Genomic DNA, 14,816 nt, shown 5'->3' with positions numbered 1-14,816 from the left:
TTAAGCCGCTGCGGATATTCCGGCCGCCGCCTTGATGGCGTCGCGCGGCAGGGTCACGCGCACGACCGTGCCGACTTCGAGCTTGGAGCGCAGCCGCATACTGCCGCCGTGCAATTGCGCCAGCGAGCGCGCGATCGCAAGCCCGAGGCCGGAGCCGTGATAGGTCTTGGTGAGCTGGCTCTCGACCTGCTCGAACGGACGCCCCAGCCGCGCCAGCGAGTGCTGTGCAATCCCGATGCCGGTGTCGGCGATCATCAGGACGATCTTGTCCTCGAGCTGCCGGCTGCGCACCACGATGCGTCCGCCATCCGGCGTGAACTTCACCGCGTTGGAGAGCAGGTTGACGATGATCTGCTTGGTGGCGCGGCGATCGGCGACGACCGAGATGGATGTCTCGATATCGGCATCGAGCGTCAGGTTCTTGTCCTGCGCCCGGCCGGTGACCACCCGCAGGGACTCCGCCAGCGTCTGCGCCAGATCGAGCTCTTCCATGTCGAGCTTCATGCGGCCGGCTTCGATCTTGGACATGTCGAGGATGTCGTTGATGACCTCGAGCAGGTAGTGGCCGCTGGTCAGGATGTCGTGGCAGTATTCCTGGTACTTCTCTGAGCCCAGCTCACCGAACATGCCCGAGCCCATGATCTCGGAGAAGCCGATGATGGCGTTGAGCGGCGTGCGCAGCTCGTGGCTCATATTGGCGAGGAATTTCGACTTGGTCTGGTTGGCTTCCTCGGCCCGGGTCTTTTCCCGCTGATACTTTTCGGCGAGATCGGCGAGCTCGATGGTCTGGCGTTCCAGCGCCGCCTGCGAACGCTTCAGGTCGATCACGGTGGCGCGCAGGCGCAGATCGTTGTCGACGAGCTTCTGCTCGTGCTCCTTGATCCGGGTGATGTCGGTGCCGACCGAGACGTAGCCGCCGTCCTTGGTGCGGCGCTCGCTGATGTGCAGCCAACTGCCGTCGTCGAGCTGAGCCTCGAAGGTGCGCGCGCCCGGGCCCTGGCTTGCGGTCTCGTTGTGGCGGGTGCGGACCTCCGGCATGCGGCCGACTTCGAGCACGGTCTCATAGGACGTGCCCGGGATGACGGCCGAGTCGGGCAGCTTGTGCAGACGCTGGAAGTGCGAGTTGCAGAGAACCAGGCGGTCGCTCGCGTCCCACAGCACGAAGGCTTCCGGAATGGTCTCGATCGCGTCGCGCAGGCGTAAATCGGCCTCCACGGTCCGCTCGGCGAGGCTCTTCTGCTCGGTGATGTCGACCGCGATGCCGATCAGGTGCATGCCGGAATCGCCCGTCGCGTGCGTCCGCTCGCAGCGGACGCGAAGCCAGATCCAGTGGCCGTCGACATGCTGCATGCGGAAGGTCTGGTCGATATGGTCGATCTTCTCGGAGATGAGCTGGTCGGCGATCGCGAACAGGTCGATGTCGTCGGACTTCACCAGCGCGTTGACCTCGCCGAAGGTGAGGAGCTCGTTGCGGCCGTCGAGGCCGAGCATCGAGAACATCGATTGCGACCAGAAGATTCGGCCGCGCGACAGATCCCAGTCCCACAGGCCGCAGCGGCCGCGGTTGAGCGCGGTGTCGATGCGGCCGCGCACGGCGTCGTTGATGAGGTCGCCCTCGCGGGCACGGGTCGACTGCCAGTGGAAGGCGAAGCCGAGGATCAGGACGACGAAGCCGGTGGTCGCCGACAGCGTCACCGAGAGCGCCGCATCCGAGCCCCAGATCGGCTCATTGCGCTCCTGGATCACGGTGACGAGGCCGGGCAGCGACTGGATCGGCCGCGAGGTCGCCATCGCGGCGTTGCCGTTCGGCAGCGTCATGTCGGAGATGTTGCTGTCGCGCGGCGGTGCCGCCAGCAGCTGCGCGGTGGTGATGGCATCGAGCAGGCGGTCATTGCCAGCCGGATCGCTGTCGATCGGAATGCGGGCGAGGATGCGGCGGTCGACGCCGGCCGAGGTGACGATGACGTGGCGGCCCGAGGCGGTGCCCCAGGACGGGATCAGGTCGGGCAGCAGCGTCGGCAGGTTCTCGATGTTCTTCAGCCGCTCCGCGCGCATCGAGGTGACGCGGTCGATACGCTCGGCAAGCAGGTCGGCGAGTGCCGAAATGTCGTGCCGGATCACCAGGCGCTTCTGGCGCGTCTGATCGACGACCTGGACGAAAGCGCCGAGGCAGATCGTGATCAGAAAGGCAATGATGAGCGTCGGCACGGCGCGTCGTAGCGCCGGCTCGGCGATCAACAGCCGATGATAGGCAGGTTTCGCGATCGATTGCGCCAATCCTTTGATCGAATCGGATTGGACGCACGCGTTCGCGGCGTCTGCGCGCGCCATGCCTTCGGCCCCCTGAAACCTGCTTGCAACTTAAGTTCGGAAGCAGCCCCACGTCGCTTCCGAATCAAGCCGATTTGAATCCAGTTTTCGCAGGCTGTCGAGAGTCAACGAATCGTTAATGCGGATTTATTCTTATCCAATGCAGAGTTTGCGCGTTGGTCGCCCGCAACATTACGTACTGCAATGAGTCCGAAACGAGAACGTGTGACTCGTCGCACGTTCTGCATCATGCGCGCGGTGGTTCGGCGTGACTGATGACGCGCTTCACGCTCGGGAACGCGCGACGTAGCGCGCGTTCGATCGCATCGACATGCTCGTGCACCCTGATCACGCTCATCGACGGCGCGGCGCGGCAATGGAAGTTGACGATCTCGCCGCCCTCGGTGTCGCGTACGCGCACGTTATGAATGTCGTGGATCTCGCCGCCGGTGGCGTATTCCGTGAGAGCGGCGGCGATGGTTTGCACCCGTTCCGGCGCGGCATCGACGCCGAACGGCAGTTCCGGTTCCAGCGGTTCGATATGGACGTCGACCTCGACGTCCGCGCCGAACTCTTCCTGGATGTTGCGCTCCAGCGTATTGGCGATGTCATGGGCAGCCTCGAGCTGCATCTCGGCGCCAACCTCGAGGTCGATGCCGACGATCAGCTTGCCTCCGAGGTCGTGGACCGTGACGTGATGGATGGCGAGGCCCGAATTATGCGCGATCACCATGATGCGGTCGCGCACGGTCTCGTTGTCGCGCGCGACGGGGACCGCGGTGAAGGTGAGGTCGGTATCGCCGAATGCCTTGTCGACGGCTGCCTGCGCGTTGCGCTTGATCTCCTCGACGCGGTCGATCGGGTAGGTCCGCGGCACCTTCGCGATGGTGTCGATGAACGTGGTCGCCCCGACCATGCGCACCCGCAGCCGCTCGACATCGATCACGCCGGGCACGCTGCGGATCGCGTCCGTGGCTTTTTCCTGCGCGCCTTCCGGCGCACGATCGAGCAGCGTCTGCACGGTGGAGCTGGCCATGCGCAGACCGAGCAGCGCGATCATCACGGCAACCGCGGCGGCTGCGGCGGCGTCACCCCACCAGAAGCCGAGGGCGGCGAGGATCAGGCCGACGATCACCGCGAACGAGCCCAGCACGTCCGAGGCAAAATGGAGGGCGTCCGCGGCAAGCGCCTGGCTCCTGGTTTCGCGGGCGGCACGGTGCAGGGCGCGGGCGCGCCAGAAATTAACGGCGATGTCGATCACCAGGACCACGAACGGCACGGCCGAGATTGTCGGCGGCGCGGTTCCTTCACGAAGGTGACTGTAGGCCTGGACCAGGATGCCGCCGGCGAGCACGTAGAGCAGGGCGGTGACGCCGAGCGCGGAGATGCTCTCCAGCTTGCCATGGCCGTAATGGTGCTCGTCGTCGGCCGGCTTGTCGGACACCCGCACAACCGCCCAGGTGATGATGGTCGCGACCAGGTCGATCGAGGAGTGCAGGGCTTCGGAGATCAGCGCCAGCGAGCCGATCGCGATGCCGACCACGAACTTGGCCGCCGCCATGCCGCCGCTGGCGAAGATCGAGATTGCCGCGACCGATGTCTTGTTGTGCTGTGCGCTCATGGCGGGGATGTAGCAGCCCGACCGTGAACATCAAGCGATGATCCACAGGTGTAGTCGCTAGTGATTTGCAGGAGCGGGCTGTTGCGAATGCTTCCGAGTTTCGTGGGCTCAATGGTCGCGCGCTTCGTTCAAGGTCCTGCGGAAGAAGGCAATCATCTCGGGTTGGAATCGCTCGTGAAAGGCCGAGCGATCGAAGCCCGAAGGGGTGGCGCAAATCCTGGGTGCGTCCAGCGCCAGTTTCGGGGAGCAGACCGCGAGAAATGCGAAATGGTTCGCGTTTTCGACGAAATGCCATTCGGGCTTGGATGCCAGCCCGTCCCTGATCATGGCTGCGCAACAGCCGGATACGCCGTCGGACTCATGCGCCGGATCCGAGCTCCACAATTGAATGGGGATGGTCACGCCCGACAGATGATCGGCGGGGAGCAGGAATGCCGGCCAGGGATCGATGATGACCGCAGCCTTGATGCGTGGATCATGCGCGGGGGCCTCACGCGGAAGCTCGCCGTTCTCCAGTTGCGCGCAGACCGGCAGGGCGCGCAGATCGGTTCGCGCACAGCGTGGCAGGCCCTTGCGGAAATCGGGGGCGCCGCCAATGACGACGAGGCCGGTATAGCCGCCGACCGAGAAGCCGAACAGGCCGATGCGCTTGCTGTCGATATGGCCGGCGTCTGGCCAGTCGGCGAGCATGAAATCGACCAGCCGCTTGATGTCGCCGGAACGGCCAGCGAAGACCTCGAGGCCGTCGGTGCCGCTGTGGTTGCGCTCGTTGTCGTTGGGGTGGTCGATAGAAGCGACCACGAAGCCGGCGTCTGCCAGTGCAGCCGCGATATCGTGACCGCCGCCGAACCATCCCATCCTGCCGTGCGACATCACGATGAGCGGGAGTTTCTCGCCGGCGAGAGGACAATCCTTCACACCCGACAGCGCGACGTTGCCGTCCCCCGCATCTTGCACCGATGTCGCGCAGGGGTACCAGACCGCGCCGACGATCAACGGTCCCGTCGCGCTCCCTTCGATCCTGATCCGCCTGATGCCGGCCGCCTGCGTCTCGCAGGCGGCAACGAGCAGCAGAAATGCGATCGCGAGCCCGAGCAAGCGCATCGGGGCCGGCATCAGAGGGTCACGACGATCTTGCCGAGATGCTTGTTCGCCTCCATGTGCTCGAACGCCCGGTCGATGTCGTCGAACGCGTACACCTTGTCGATCGGCAGCTGCAGCTTTCGGGACTCGACCGCGCCCCAGATGTCCTTCCTGACCTCGTCGAAGATCTCACGGATCTCCTCGATGCTCCGGGTGCGGAAGGTGACGCCGATGTAGCTGATGCGGCGGGCGGCATGCAGGTCGAAGTTGAAGTCGGCATGGGTGCCGCCGAGCCGGCCGACATTGACGATGCGGCCCAGGATCTTCGTCGCGGCGAGGTTCTGGTTGGCGACCTTGCCCGAGACCTGGTCGACGATGAGGTCGACGCCTTCGCCGCCGGTGGCCTTCAGGACTTCGTCCACCCATTTGGGATCGGAGGAGTCGACCGCGAGGTCGGCGCCGTACTCCTTCAGCCGGCCGCGGCGATAGGCATCGGTGGACGAGCCGATCACGAGCTTGGCGCCCTTGAGTTTGGCGATCTGCATCGCCATCAGGCCGACGCCGGAGCTTGCGCCCTGGATCAGCACGGCTTGCCCGGGCTGCACGCCGCCGACCATGATGACGGCGTTGTACATGGTCGCGAGCGCGACGGGGAGGGTGGCGGCCTCCTCAAAGTTCATGTTCGAGGGCGCACGGAACAGCCGGCCGTGGTCGGCGAGTGTGTATTCGGCGAAGGCGGCGCCGCCCGAGCCCATGATGCGGTCGCCGACCTTGACGCCCTTGGCATCTGGTCCGAGCTCGGCGACTTCGCCGGCCCATTCCATGCCGAGCACGGTACCGACGCCGCCGGCTGCGCCATGGGCGTGACCCTTGCGCATGCCGGTGTCGGCGCGATTGAGCCCGCAGGCGCGGACGCGGACCAGCACCTGGGTGCCTTTAGGTTTTGGTTGAGCGACGTCGGAAATCCGAGCGCCCTCAGCGCCATAGACATAAGCCTTCATGAACTACTCTCGCTTCTTGCAGTGATTATTCAGCGGCTTGCGCGCTCGGATGAGCGATCATGCCTTCGAGCCGGCTGCGGATGATGGCTTCGGCTTCGCGCACGATACGGGAGATGAGCTCGGCGCAGCTCGGGATGTCCTGGATCAGGCCCTGCACCTGGCCGGCCGACCAGATGCCTTCGTCGGAATTGCCGGTCGCATAGACCATCTTGCCGCGGGCGCCCGCAACGAGCTCGCGGATGTCCTCGAACTTGGCGCCTTCCTTCTCCATCGCGACGACCTTGGTCGAGATCTCGTTCCGGGCGACGCGTGAGGTGTTGCGCATGGTGCGGAAGATCAGCTCGGTCTCGCGCTCGTCATTGGCGACGATCTTCTCCTTGATGAGCTGGTGGATGGGGCTCTCCTTGGTGGCCATGAAGCGCGTGCCCATGTTGATGCCGTCGGCCCCGAGCGCCAGGGCGGCGACGAGGCCGCGGGCGTCGGCAAAGCCGCCGGAGGCGATCATCGGGATCTTGATCTTGTTGGCGGCGGCCGGGATCAGGATCAGGCCGGGGGTGTCGTCCTCGCCGGGATGGCCGGCGCATTCAAACCCGTCGATCGAGATGGCGTCGACGCCCATGCGCTCGGCCGAGAGTGCGTGCCGAACGCTGGTGCATTTGTGCACGACCTTGACGCCGTGCTTCCTGAACTCGTCGACATGCTCCTGCGGCTTGTTGCCGGCGGTCTCGACCACGGTGATGCCGCTCTCGATGATGGCGGCGCGATATTCGGCGTAAGGCGGCGGCTTGATCGCGGGCAGGATGGTGAGGTTGACGCCAAACGGCTTGTCGGTGAGGTCGCGGCAGCGCGCGATTTCCTTCCTGAGGTCCTCTGGCGTCGGCTGGGTCAGCGCCGTGATGAAGCCGAGCGCGCCGGCGTTCGCGACGGCCGCAACCAGCTCGGCGCGCCCGACCCATTGCATGCCGCCCTGGACAATGGGGTGCTCGACGCCGACGAGTTTCGTGAACCGTGTCTGCAACATGACCTGTTTCCCCCGCCCGCGTGGCCCGCAGGCTCTGTTATCGGTTGATGCCGGCAGGATGCCGCTGGGGTCGAGAAAAGTCTATTGCGGGGACGTGCGGTGGGGGCGGGGCGTCATGCGGGAGGTGCGGGTGATTCCGCGGGGCGGATAATTTGGGCGCGGGGCTACGGGATCGGTGCTACTCCGCCGACAGCCGCACCATCTGGCGGCCGCCGTTGATTTCCTTGAGGCTGTTGACGAAGTTCTCCGGGCGCTGCCAGCGGTAGGGGACCTTCAGGCCCATGTACTCGGCGATGTCGCCGATGAAGCCGGTGCAATTGGTGGTCTCGGCGTTCCAGACCGGCGAGCTCTCCTGCAGCTTCTTGATGTAGGCGAAGACGCGCTTGGCATCGGCTTCGTTCAGATAGACGCGATAGTTCGCGGTCAGATAGTCCGGATCGAGATCGCCGTAGCTGGCGCCGGTCTCGGACGGCACCCAGGTCAGGTGACCGAGCACGTAGGTCCAGGTGTCGCCCTTGGGCGTCAGGCCCGCGACCTCGACGGCGCGCTCGCTGGTCTTGCCGTACCAGACGAAGGCATGGCCCCAGCTCGCCGCCGTCCGCGCGCGGAAGTCGACGTAGTAGGGACCTTTTTCCGCGCGCGCGACAGGGCGCCTGGTGGATTGCGGCGTCGGTCGTGATGCGGCGTCGTTCGAGACAAGCGCGTTCGCGTCGGCGACGCGCTTGTTCGCTTCGTGGGCCGAAGCCGCTTGAATCGTGGACGAGAGCACAACGGAGAGGGTGAGCGCCGCAAGCAGGCGGCGCCCCAATCGTTCAGATCTGCTTGTCACGCTTGGCCCCTCGACTGTCCCTGCTCAACGCCGATTCAACGATGACTTAACGTCAGTAGCGCGCCGCGACCGGGCCCGGCGCCTTGCCGATCGGAGCTTTTCCAATCGGGCTCTTGCCAATCGGCATCTTGCCGATCGGCGCCTGCTCCGCCGGATAGACCGGCACGGGCTGCCGGCGCGGCAGATCCGCAGCGTTCGCAGCCGTCACCAGAGCAAGCGTAGCACCCACGACAAATACAATCTTCTTCACAGTCATACCCCTAGAAGGTTTGGTCCAAACACGGCAGAGCCGTGCCCCCAGACACGCCTCACAGATGGGCGTCGGAATGCGTCCACAGTGCGGCGGGCGCGGGACATGTTGGCGGCATCTATCGGGCGCGCGGGGATGTGAGGTGTGTCGAAATGTTTCGAAGTTCCGCGCGCTTCAGCGGTCGGCGCTGAGGCGAAAGTGCATCTCGATTTTCGCTTGCGAAGGTTCGCTCGCAACGCGCGAGGGCGAAAAGCCGGGCGTCGGATCGGGATCGGAAGGAAGATCGATCGGCCAGCTCTGTGTTGGCACGCCCGGGAGCGTCAGGCTGACCGCGCGGTGGCGCGTCTTGTAACTCAACGAGGCAGAGGCAATGATCGCTTTGCGGTCGCCCTCATGGGCGCGCCAATTCGCAGGCAGCAGCGCGTTCGCATATCCCCGCGCTTCCTCGACTACGATCTGCACATCCTCTTCCTTGTCCGGCAGGGTCATGCCGGCGGGGAGACGAAACTCGATTGCGAGCGTCATGTAGCCATGGCTGAGATAGGGCGAACGGATGAGTTCGTACCACCCCCAATAGCCAAGGATTGCCACGGTGAGCAGAACGGTGACGGCAAAAGGCGCGGAGAGCCGCGTGGCCCGGTGAGGCGCGGCGTCGGAGGTTTCCGTGGCGGGCTGTGGCGTTGCGTTCCGAACGATCCCGAAACGCACAAACAGCCAAATGCCGGCGATCAGGCCGGCCACGCCGCCGAACGGGCCGATATTGAAGAATGCACCCATGGCGATGCCGCCATCGCGGTCCGGCCCCGCCAGCATGATTACCAGCGCGGCAAGGCCGGACCAGCCGGCGAGCGCACCGAGCAGGGCAGAGAGGAGGCCGAGGATGAAGCGCATGCGTTGTTGGTCGCAACGGTAGTGATCGCGGTTCGAACCCGATACGGCTCACCCGATCCGGTTCAGGCTATTCCGGATCGTCGAGAAGATGCCGCCGATCTCCTTGCGCAGGCCGTCGAGTGCATTGAAATTGTCGAAGATGCGCACGAGCCGGTCTTCGACCTCGCGCTTGCTCTTGGTGAGCGCGTCGACGCGCGAAGCGAGCGGCACGCCGCCGTTTGCCTCAATCTCGCCGACGGTCTTGGCGAGGAGATCGCGGGTGCTGCTGACCTCAGTGATCAGGGCCTCGATGCCGAACACGGGCGCCTTCAGCGGGACGAGATCGGCCTGCGACTTCGACAGCTCCGTCTTGAAGGCGTTCAGCGTCGCCAGCGTCTCCTGAAGTGCGCCGAGGCGCTGGCGCGACTGGATGACGAAATCATTCAGCGCGTTCTGGCGATCGGCAAGCGTCTTGCCGTCGGGATCAGTCTCGACATCGGCAAGCGAGCGTTCGAGCTGGGCCCGGCGCTGGCCGAGCTCCTCGAAGTCGAGCCGGATCGCCTTCAGGATGTTGGCGCTGTCGTCGATGCGGGCGAGGCGCTGCTCGATCTCGATCTTGTTCTGCGACAGCGTCTCGACGCGTGCGCTGAGCGGCGCCTCGCCGCCGGTCTCGAGCTCATCGACGGTCTTGGCGAGGCGTTCATGGCTCAGGCCCAATTCGCCGATCAGGGCGTTGATGCCGGCATCAGACGAGCGCAGCGGCACCATTTCGGCGTGGGATTTCGCCAGATCTTCCTTGTACTGGTTGAGCGTGGAGAAGGTGTCCTGCACCGCGCCCACCCGCGACAGCAGCGTCGAGATGTCGTGGGCGATGCTCTTCAGCCGGTCGGCGAGGTTGTTCTTGCGGTCGTCGGTCTCGAGGTCGAGCAGCGAGCGCTCGAGCTGGTTCTGGCGGTCACGGATTTCGGTGAAGACCGGCTCGACCGCGCGGCGCTGATCGGCGACCTTGCCGACCATCTCCCGCAACGCCTGCTGGCGGCGGCGGATTTCGGCGAGCTGGTCGTGCATGTCGGTGGACTGGTTGCGGCCTTGCTGGAGCAGGGCACGCTGCTCGGTCTCGCCCAGCTTGTCGTGGAGGGCGGAAACGGCCTCCCGCGGGTCGCTCTCGATCAGGTGCTGGACCGTCGCATCCAGGTGGTTTTGCAGGGCGTGGGCAACGACGACGTCTTCCCGGGTCTTCTTGAGGCGATCGCGGAGCGTCTTCAGGCTGCGGTCCTGGCGCGAAAGCCGCCAGGTCGCCGCGCCGATCAGCGCCAAGGCCGTGGCCAGGAGCGCGCCGGTTGCGATGCGCTGCGGCACGGGCAGGCCCGCGAACAGGGCGGGCAGATGGGCAACGTCGTAACCGAACGCCTGCGGGGCGAGAAGCGCGATGGCGGCGAGCAGGACAAACCAGGCAACCAGGAAAAACAGCCACATCGTGACGCCCTCACGCCGGCACAATCTCGCCATGATTGCTATTGGAGAGCGGAACCGAGATCAAGGGGCGCGGAGGTGCGGGGTGTTTCGGGGCGCGCGGCGGCGGCCGGGCCGACGGTGGATGGCCGTGCCGAGATTGCCGGGTTTTCCCGAGGCTAGGGGGAGTCTCGTAGCCCGCATGAGCGCAGCGACATGCGGGACTTTTGTTGTGGATGCGAGTTTCCCGGATGTCGCTACGCTCATCCGCGCTACGGCACCGCGCTTGCTGTTACAGCCGAAACTCGTTCGTCAGCTCGCCGATGCCGTCGATCGAAACCGTCACAATATTCACCGGCTCCTTCATCACGCCGACGCCGACGGAGGTGCCGACGGCGATGAGATCGCCGGGGAGCAGGGTCATGTCGTGCGAAATCTTGCTGACCAGCTCCTGCGCGCTGAAGATCATGTCGGCGATCGGATAATTCTGCCGCTCCGCACCGTTGAGGATGGTGCGGACCACGAGCTTGGCCGGATCGAGGCCGGTCGTGATCACCGGGCCGAACGGGCCGTAATCGTCGATGCCCTTGGCGCGGGCCCATTGGGGGAAGGTAGGATCGCGGGTCAGGATGTCGTTGGCGGTGATGTCGTTGACGCAGGTGTAGCCGAAGATGAAGCTATCGGCTTCCGCAGGCGACACGCGGGCGCAGGTCCTGCCGATGACGATGCCGAGCTCGCCTTCATAGGTGGTTTTGCCGTCATAGGAGGTGGGGCGGCGGATCACGGCGCCGGGTGCCGCGATGCTGGTGGTGGCTTTCAAGAGATAGAGCGGCTCCGGCGGTTCGGGCTGGTTCAGCTTGGCCGCGAGCGCGTGAAAATTATTCCAGAGCGCGACGATCTTGCTGGGCGCGCACGGCGCCAGCAGTTCGACCTCCGACAGTGCGAGTGTCTTGCTGTTCGGCGCATTGCGGCCGAACATCTCGCCGTCATGCACGCTGATGCCGGATAGCGTCAGTGTGCCGAAGCCGGTTGTGCCGGCGTGGCGGAAGCGGAGCCATTTCTTCATCTCGCCAGCCATCACGCCACCGCCAGTGCGCGGGGATCGGAGGGCGCGGTGACGCCGTCATAGAGGCCGGCGATGCGGGCGCGCTGGGTGACCATCGCCAGCACCGAGTCGAGCGCAGGCGTCGGGATTTTGGTCAAGCGGCCCATCTCCTGCACCACGGTAACGAGCGGATCGATCTCCATCGGGCGGCCGCGCTCGAGATCTTGCAGCATCGAGGTCTTGTGCGCGCCGACCTTGCGGGCGCCCTCGATGCGGCGCTCGACATCGACACGGAATTTGACGCCAAAGGTCTCGGCGATGCCCTGCGTCTCCATCATGATCGCGCGCGACAGGGCGCGCGTGGCCGGATCGGTGCAGATCACGTCGAGCGTTGCGTGCGTCAGCGCGCTGATCGGGTTGAAGCAGACATTGCCCCAGAGTTTCAGCCAGATCTCGTCGCGGATGCGGTCGAGCACAGGGGCCTTCAGACCGGCCGCGACGAACAGGTCGGCGAGACGCTGCACGTCGGCGGTGATTTCGCCCGAGGGCTCGCCGAGCGGAAAATTGTTGCCGTAGACGTGGCGGATCACGCCGGGCGCCTCGATCTCGGTCGCGGGATAGACGATGCAGCCGATGGCGCGCTCGGCGCCGAGTTCGCGCCACTGCCGCCCGCCGGGATCGATGCTCTCCAGCGTCGCGTTCTCATAAGCGCCGCCGTGCTTGTGGAAGTACCAATAGGGAATGCCGTTGACGGCGGTGACGATGCGGGTGTGGGGGCCCAGGAGCGGCTGCATCTTCTCGATCACGCCGGTGATCGAATGCGCCTTCAGCGTGATGATGATGTAGTCCTGCACGCCGAGCTCGGCGGGGTTGTCGGTGCAGCGCGGATGAACCGTATGCTTCTCGTCGCCGGCGAGCAGCGTCAGGCCATGTTCGCGCATCGCGGCCAGGTGCGCACCGCGCGCGATGAGGCTGACGTCGGCGCCAGCGCGCGCGAGCTGCACTCCAAGATATCCGCCGATCGCGCCGGCGCCGTAGATGCAGATCTTCATGAAATCCTCGAAGGGCAAAAACCGGAATTTCGGGACGAAGGATCCGGTCCGGCTCGGAAGGATCCGAGCCGGGGCCGGCAGTCGCAGGGGAAAGGTCTTGTTGCTTTAGGCTGCTTGCGGCGTGCCGTTGATCGCTTCGTCGACGACAGCGGCGATGTCGCGCATGCTGATGACGGAGACGAGGCTGTAATCGTCGATGACCGGCAGGTGCCGAATATGATTCCGGTTCATCAAGTGCCGGACATGCTCGATCGTGTCGCTCGAGGTGCAGGAGACGAGCTGCTGCACCGAGACGAGCTGCGAGACTTTTACATTCACGCCGTTGGCGCCGTGCTCGGCGACGGCGCGCACCACGTCGCGCTCGGTGAACATGCCGACGGCGGTGTTACCCTCCGAGCGGACCACATCCTTTACCACCAGCGCGCTGATATTGTTGGCGCGCATCAGCTTGGCGGCGATACCCACCGTTTCGTTCATTCGCACCGTAACAACGCGCGGCGTCTTCTTGCGCAGAATGTCTCCGACCAGCATTGCAACCTCCCTAGGTGAATGATGGGGCAAGTGTGGTATACATTATGCCAATCGTCAAGCGCTGGATTTGGCCGCTCCGATAAATCTTGCGACAGCAATGCTGACGTGTGCCGCAAGCCAAAAAGAATAAGCCAAAAAGAAAGGGCGCATCGCTGCGCCCCTTCTTGATGGATACGGTTGTTGTGCGGAGGCTATGCCGCCTTGGTGCTTCCCGCCGCCGTCTCCGCAACCGTCGCTTCCTTGCCGAGGATGAAGGAGCGGCGCAGCGGCTTGATCACGAACAGCGCCATCAGCGCGGCGGTCGCGTTCAGCGCCACCGCCACCACGAACACGGCCTTCCAGCCATAGGCGGCCGAGATCACGCTTGCGAGCGGGACCAGCAACGCGGCGGTGCCCTTCGCGGTGTAGAGCATGCCGTTGTTGGTGGTCGCATACTTCGAACCAAACGTGTCGCCGCAGGTGGCGGGGAACAGCGAGTAGATCTCGCCGAACACACCGAAATAGACCGCGGTCGCGAGCACGAACACGATCGGGATCTGGCCATAGGCCGACAGCGTCAGCAGCATGACTGCGGCGGTACCGAAGGCAATGAACATGGTGTGCTCGCGGCCAATCGTATCGGAGACCCAGCCGAAGAAGGGGCGGCCGAAGCCGTCGAAGATGCGGTCGAGCGAAATCGCAAAGGTCAGCGCCGCCATCTGGAAGCCGAGAAGCGTGACCGGCGTGTCGGCGATCTTGAAGTCATGCGCGATCGGGGCGATCTGCGCCGCGGTCATCAGGCCGCCGGAGGCGACCATGACGAAGACGAGGTACATGACCCAGAAAATAGGCGCACGCAGCACCCGGGGCGGGGTAAAGTCGATCTTGGTCTGCGGCAGATTGAGCTGCTTCTTCTTCGGCGGGATCGAGATCCGTGGTGGCTGAATGAAGAAAGCGAGCACGAACACGATCAGGCCCTGGCCGATGCCGAACTTCAAGAACGCGGTCTGGTAGCCGCTCGATGCGATCATCATCGCGATCGGCACCACGGTCAGCGCGGCGCCTGCGCCGAAACCTGCGGCTGTCGCGCCGGCGGCGAGACCGCGGCGATCGGGAAACCATTTCAGGGCGTTGCCGACGCAGGTGCCGTACACCGCGCCCGCGCCCATGCCGCCGACGACCGCGGCCGCGTAGAGCAGGGGAAGCGTGTCAGCATAGGAGTTGAGAATCCAGGAGAGCGCGATCATCACGCCGCCGAACATGATGACGATGCGCGGGCCGTATTTGTCGACGAACCAGGCTTCGATTGGCACGAGCCAGGTCTCGGTGACGACGAAGATGGTGAAAGCGAGCTGGATCGCGGCGCGTCCCCAATGGTGGGCCGCATCGATCGGATCCACGAACAGCGTCCAGCCGTATTGCAGGTTGGCAATCATCGCCATGCAGACGATGCCCATGCCGAGCTGGAACCAACGAAAACCTGTGCGAAGGGGCGCCGCGGTCACGGCGCCATCCGTGCTGGACATCATCAACAACCTCCCAAGCGCCTGTCTGGTCGACATCAATTGCCAAGATGACCTGATGTCGCAAACATTGTGTCTTATCGTCGCAAGCGCAGAGGCGAGCTTGGTATACGATATTCCAGAATGCAAGCCCTATCTTGCGGGCGGGCTCAAGAAAAGTGCGCGGTTCCCTTCTGATTCTAAGAATTATGCGGGCTTCGCGCAAAACGAAAACGCCCGGCCACGAGGGCCGGGCGTCACGCGCGAGAT

At 64.8% G+C, this 14,816-nt stretch carries 13 protein-coding genes; all 13 read right to left on the bottom strand.

Annotated features, from left to right (window positions below; translation table 11 throughout):
- The 13 genes from UP06_RS25465 to oxlT all read right to left on the bottom strand — a co-directional run bounded on the left by UP06_RS25465 (position 1) and on the right by oxlT (position 14,573).
- Positions 1-2,331 (bottom strand): PAS domain-containing sensor histidine kinase, encoded by a 2,331-nt coding sequence (locus tag UP06_RS25465; RefSeq protein ID WP_045006418.1) that lies wholly within the window; start codon positions 2,329-2,331, stop codon positions 1-3.
- A 226-nt stretch (positions 2,332-2,557) separates the two neighbouring features.
- Positions 2,558-3,931: a cation-efflux pump gene (locus UP06_RS25460; protein ID WP_045006417.1), complete on the bottom strand. Its 1,374-nt coding sequence runs from the start codon at positions 3,929-3,931 to the stop codon at positions 2,558-2,560.
- Between the two features lie 108 nt (positions 3,932-4,039).
- Positions 4,040-5,047, bottom strand: a complete 1,008-nt coding sequence (locus UP06_RS25455) for an alpha/beta hydrolase family protein (RefSeq protein ID WP_245305537.1) — start codon at positions 5,045-5,047, stop codon at positions 4,040-4,042.
- The gene (locus UP06_RS25450; RefSeq protein WP_045006416.1) at positions 5,047-6,015 is read right to left on the bottom strand and encodes a zinc-binding dehydrogenase; all 969 of its coding nucleotides are present in this window, start codon (positions 6,013-6,015) and stop codon (positions 5,047-5,049) included. Before UP06_RS25450 ends, UP06_RS25455 begins: the two co-directional genes overlap by 1 nt.
- A gap of 25 nt (positions 6,016-6,040) precedes the next feature.
- Positions 6,041-7,036 (bottom strand): NAD(P)H-dependent flavin oxidoreductase, encoded by a 996-nt coding sequence (locus tag UP06_RS25445; RefSeq protein WP_045006415.1) that lies wholly within the window; start codon positions 7,034-7,036, stop codon positions 6,041-6,043.
- 178 nt (positions 7,037-7,214) lie between these two features.
- Positions 7,215-7,865: a hypothetical protein gene (locus UP06_RS25440; protein WP_045006414.1), complete on the bottom strand. Its 651-nt coding sequence runs from the start codon at positions 7,863-7,865 to the stop codon at positions 7,215-7,217.
- 52 nt (positions 7,866-7,917) lie between these two features.
- Positions 7,918-8,121 carry a hypothetical protein gene (locus tag UP06_RS25435; RefSeq protein WP_045006413.1) on the bottom strand — a complete coding sequence of 68 codons (204 nt, stop codon included), beginning with the start codon at positions 8,119-8,121 and terminating at the stop codon, positions 7,918-7,920.
- A 168-nt stretch (positions 8,122-8,289) separates the two neighbouring features.
- Complete coding sequence (locus UP06_RS25430) at positions 8,290-9,006, bottom strand: hypothetical protein (RefSeq protein WP_045006412.1); 717 nt, start codon at positions 9,004-9,006, stop codon at positions 8,290-8,292.
- Between the two features lie 48 nt (positions 9,007-9,054).
- The gene (locus UP06_RS25425; protein ID WP_245305536.1) at positions 9,055-10,494 is read right to left on the bottom strand and encodes a coiled-coil domain-containing protein; all 1,440 of its coding nucleotides are present in this window, start codon (positions 10,492-10,494) and stop codon (positions 9,055-9,057) included.
- Positions 10,495-10,729: 235 nt separating this feature from the next.
- The gene (locus UP06_RS25420) at positions 10,730-11,503 is read right to left on the bottom strand and encodes a fumarylacetoacetate hydrolase family protein (protein ID WP_045006561.1); all 774 of its coding nucleotides are present in this window, start codon (positions 11,501-11,503) and stop codon (positions 10,730-10,732) included.
- A gap of 11 nt (positions 11,504-11,514) precedes the next feature.
- Positions 11,515-12,534, bottom strand: coding sequence for a 2-dehydropantoate 2-reductase (locus UP06_RS25415; protein ID WP_045006560.1), 1,020 nt, complete (start codon positions 12,532-12,534; stop codon positions 11,515-11,517).
- 105 nt (positions 12,535-12,639) lie between these two features.
- Positions 12,640-13,065 carry a CBS domain-containing protein gene (locus UP06_RS25410; protein ID WP_045006410.1) on the bottom strand — a complete coding sequence of 142 codons (426 nt, stop codon included), beginning with the start codon at positions 13,063-13,065 and terminating at the stop codon, positions 12,640-12,642.
- 191 nt (positions 13,066-13,256) lie between these two features.
- Positions 13,257-14,573, bottom strand: a complete 1,317-nt coding sequence (gene oxlT, locus UP06_RS25405; RefSeq protein WP_045006409.1) for an oxalate/formate MFS antiporter — start codon at positions 14,571-14,573, stop codon at positions 13,257-13,259.
- Positions 14,574-14,816: the final 243 nt, after the last annotated feature.

The organism is Bradyrhizobium sp. LTSP857 (assembly GCF_000938285.1).
In the GTDB taxonomy this organism is placed as follows: domain Bacteria; phylum Pseudomonadota; class Alphaproteobacteria; order Rhizobiales; family Xanthobacteraceae; genus Bradyrhizobium.
Note: the sequence above shows the minus strand (reverse complement) of the source record. Positions and strands in the feature narration are given on the sequence as shown.

What these genes read in the sequence shown, in the direction of transcription:
- UP06_RS25465 (WP_045006418.1), bottom strand. Translation starts at nt 2,331, where the DNA reads ATGGCGCGCGCAGACGCCGCGAACGCGTGCGTCCAATCCGATTCGATC.
- UP06_RS25460 (WP_045006417.1), bottom strand. Translation starts at nt 3,931, where the DNA reads ATGAGCGCACAGCACAACAAGACATCGGTCGCGGCAATCTCGATCTTC.
- UP06_RS25455 (WP_245305537.1), bottom strand. Translation starts at nt 5,047, where the DNA reads ATGCCGGCCCCGATGCGCTTGCTCGGGCTCGCGATCGCATTTCTGCTG.
- UP06_RS25450 (WP_045006416.1), bottom strand. Translation starts at nt 6,015, where the DNA reads ATGAAGGCTTATGTCTATGGCGCTGAGGGCGCTCGGATTTCCGACGTC.
- UP06_RS25445 (WP_045006415.1), bottom strand. Translation starts at nt 7,036, where the DNA reads ATGTTGCAGACACGGTTCACGAAACTCGTCGGCGTCGAGCACCCCATT.
- UP06_RS25435 (WP_045006413.1), bottom strand. Translation starts at nt 8,121, where the DNA reads ATGACTGTGAAGAAGATTGTATTTGTCGTGGGTGCTACGCTTGCTCTG.
- UP06_RS25430 (WP_045006412.1), bottom strand. Translation starts at nt 9,006, where the DNA reads ATGCGCTTCATCCTCGGCCTCCTCTCTGCCCTGCTCGGTGCGCTCGCC.
- UP06_RS25425 (WP_245305536.1), bottom strand. Translation starts at nt 10,494, where the DNA reads ATGGCGAGATTGTGCCGGCGTGAGGGCGTCACGATGTGGCTGTTTTTC.
- UP06_RS25420 (WP_045006561.1), bottom strand. Translation starts at nt 11,503, where the DNA reads ATGAAGAAATGGCTCCGCTTCCGCCACGCCGGCACAACCGGCTTCGGC.
- UP06_RS25415 (WP_045006560.1), bottom strand. Translation starts at nt 12,534, where the DNA reads ATGAAGATCTGCATCTACGGCGCCGGCGCGATCGGCGGATATCTTGGA.
- UP06_RS25410 (WP_045006410.1), bottom strand. Translation starts at nt 13,065, where the DNA reads ATGCTGGTCGGAGACATTCTGCGCAAGAAGACGCCGCGCGTTGTTACG.
- oxlT (WP_045006409.1), bottom strand. Translation starts at nt 14,573, where the DNA reads ATGATGTCCAGCACGGATGGCGCCGTGACCGCGGCGCCCCTTCGCACA.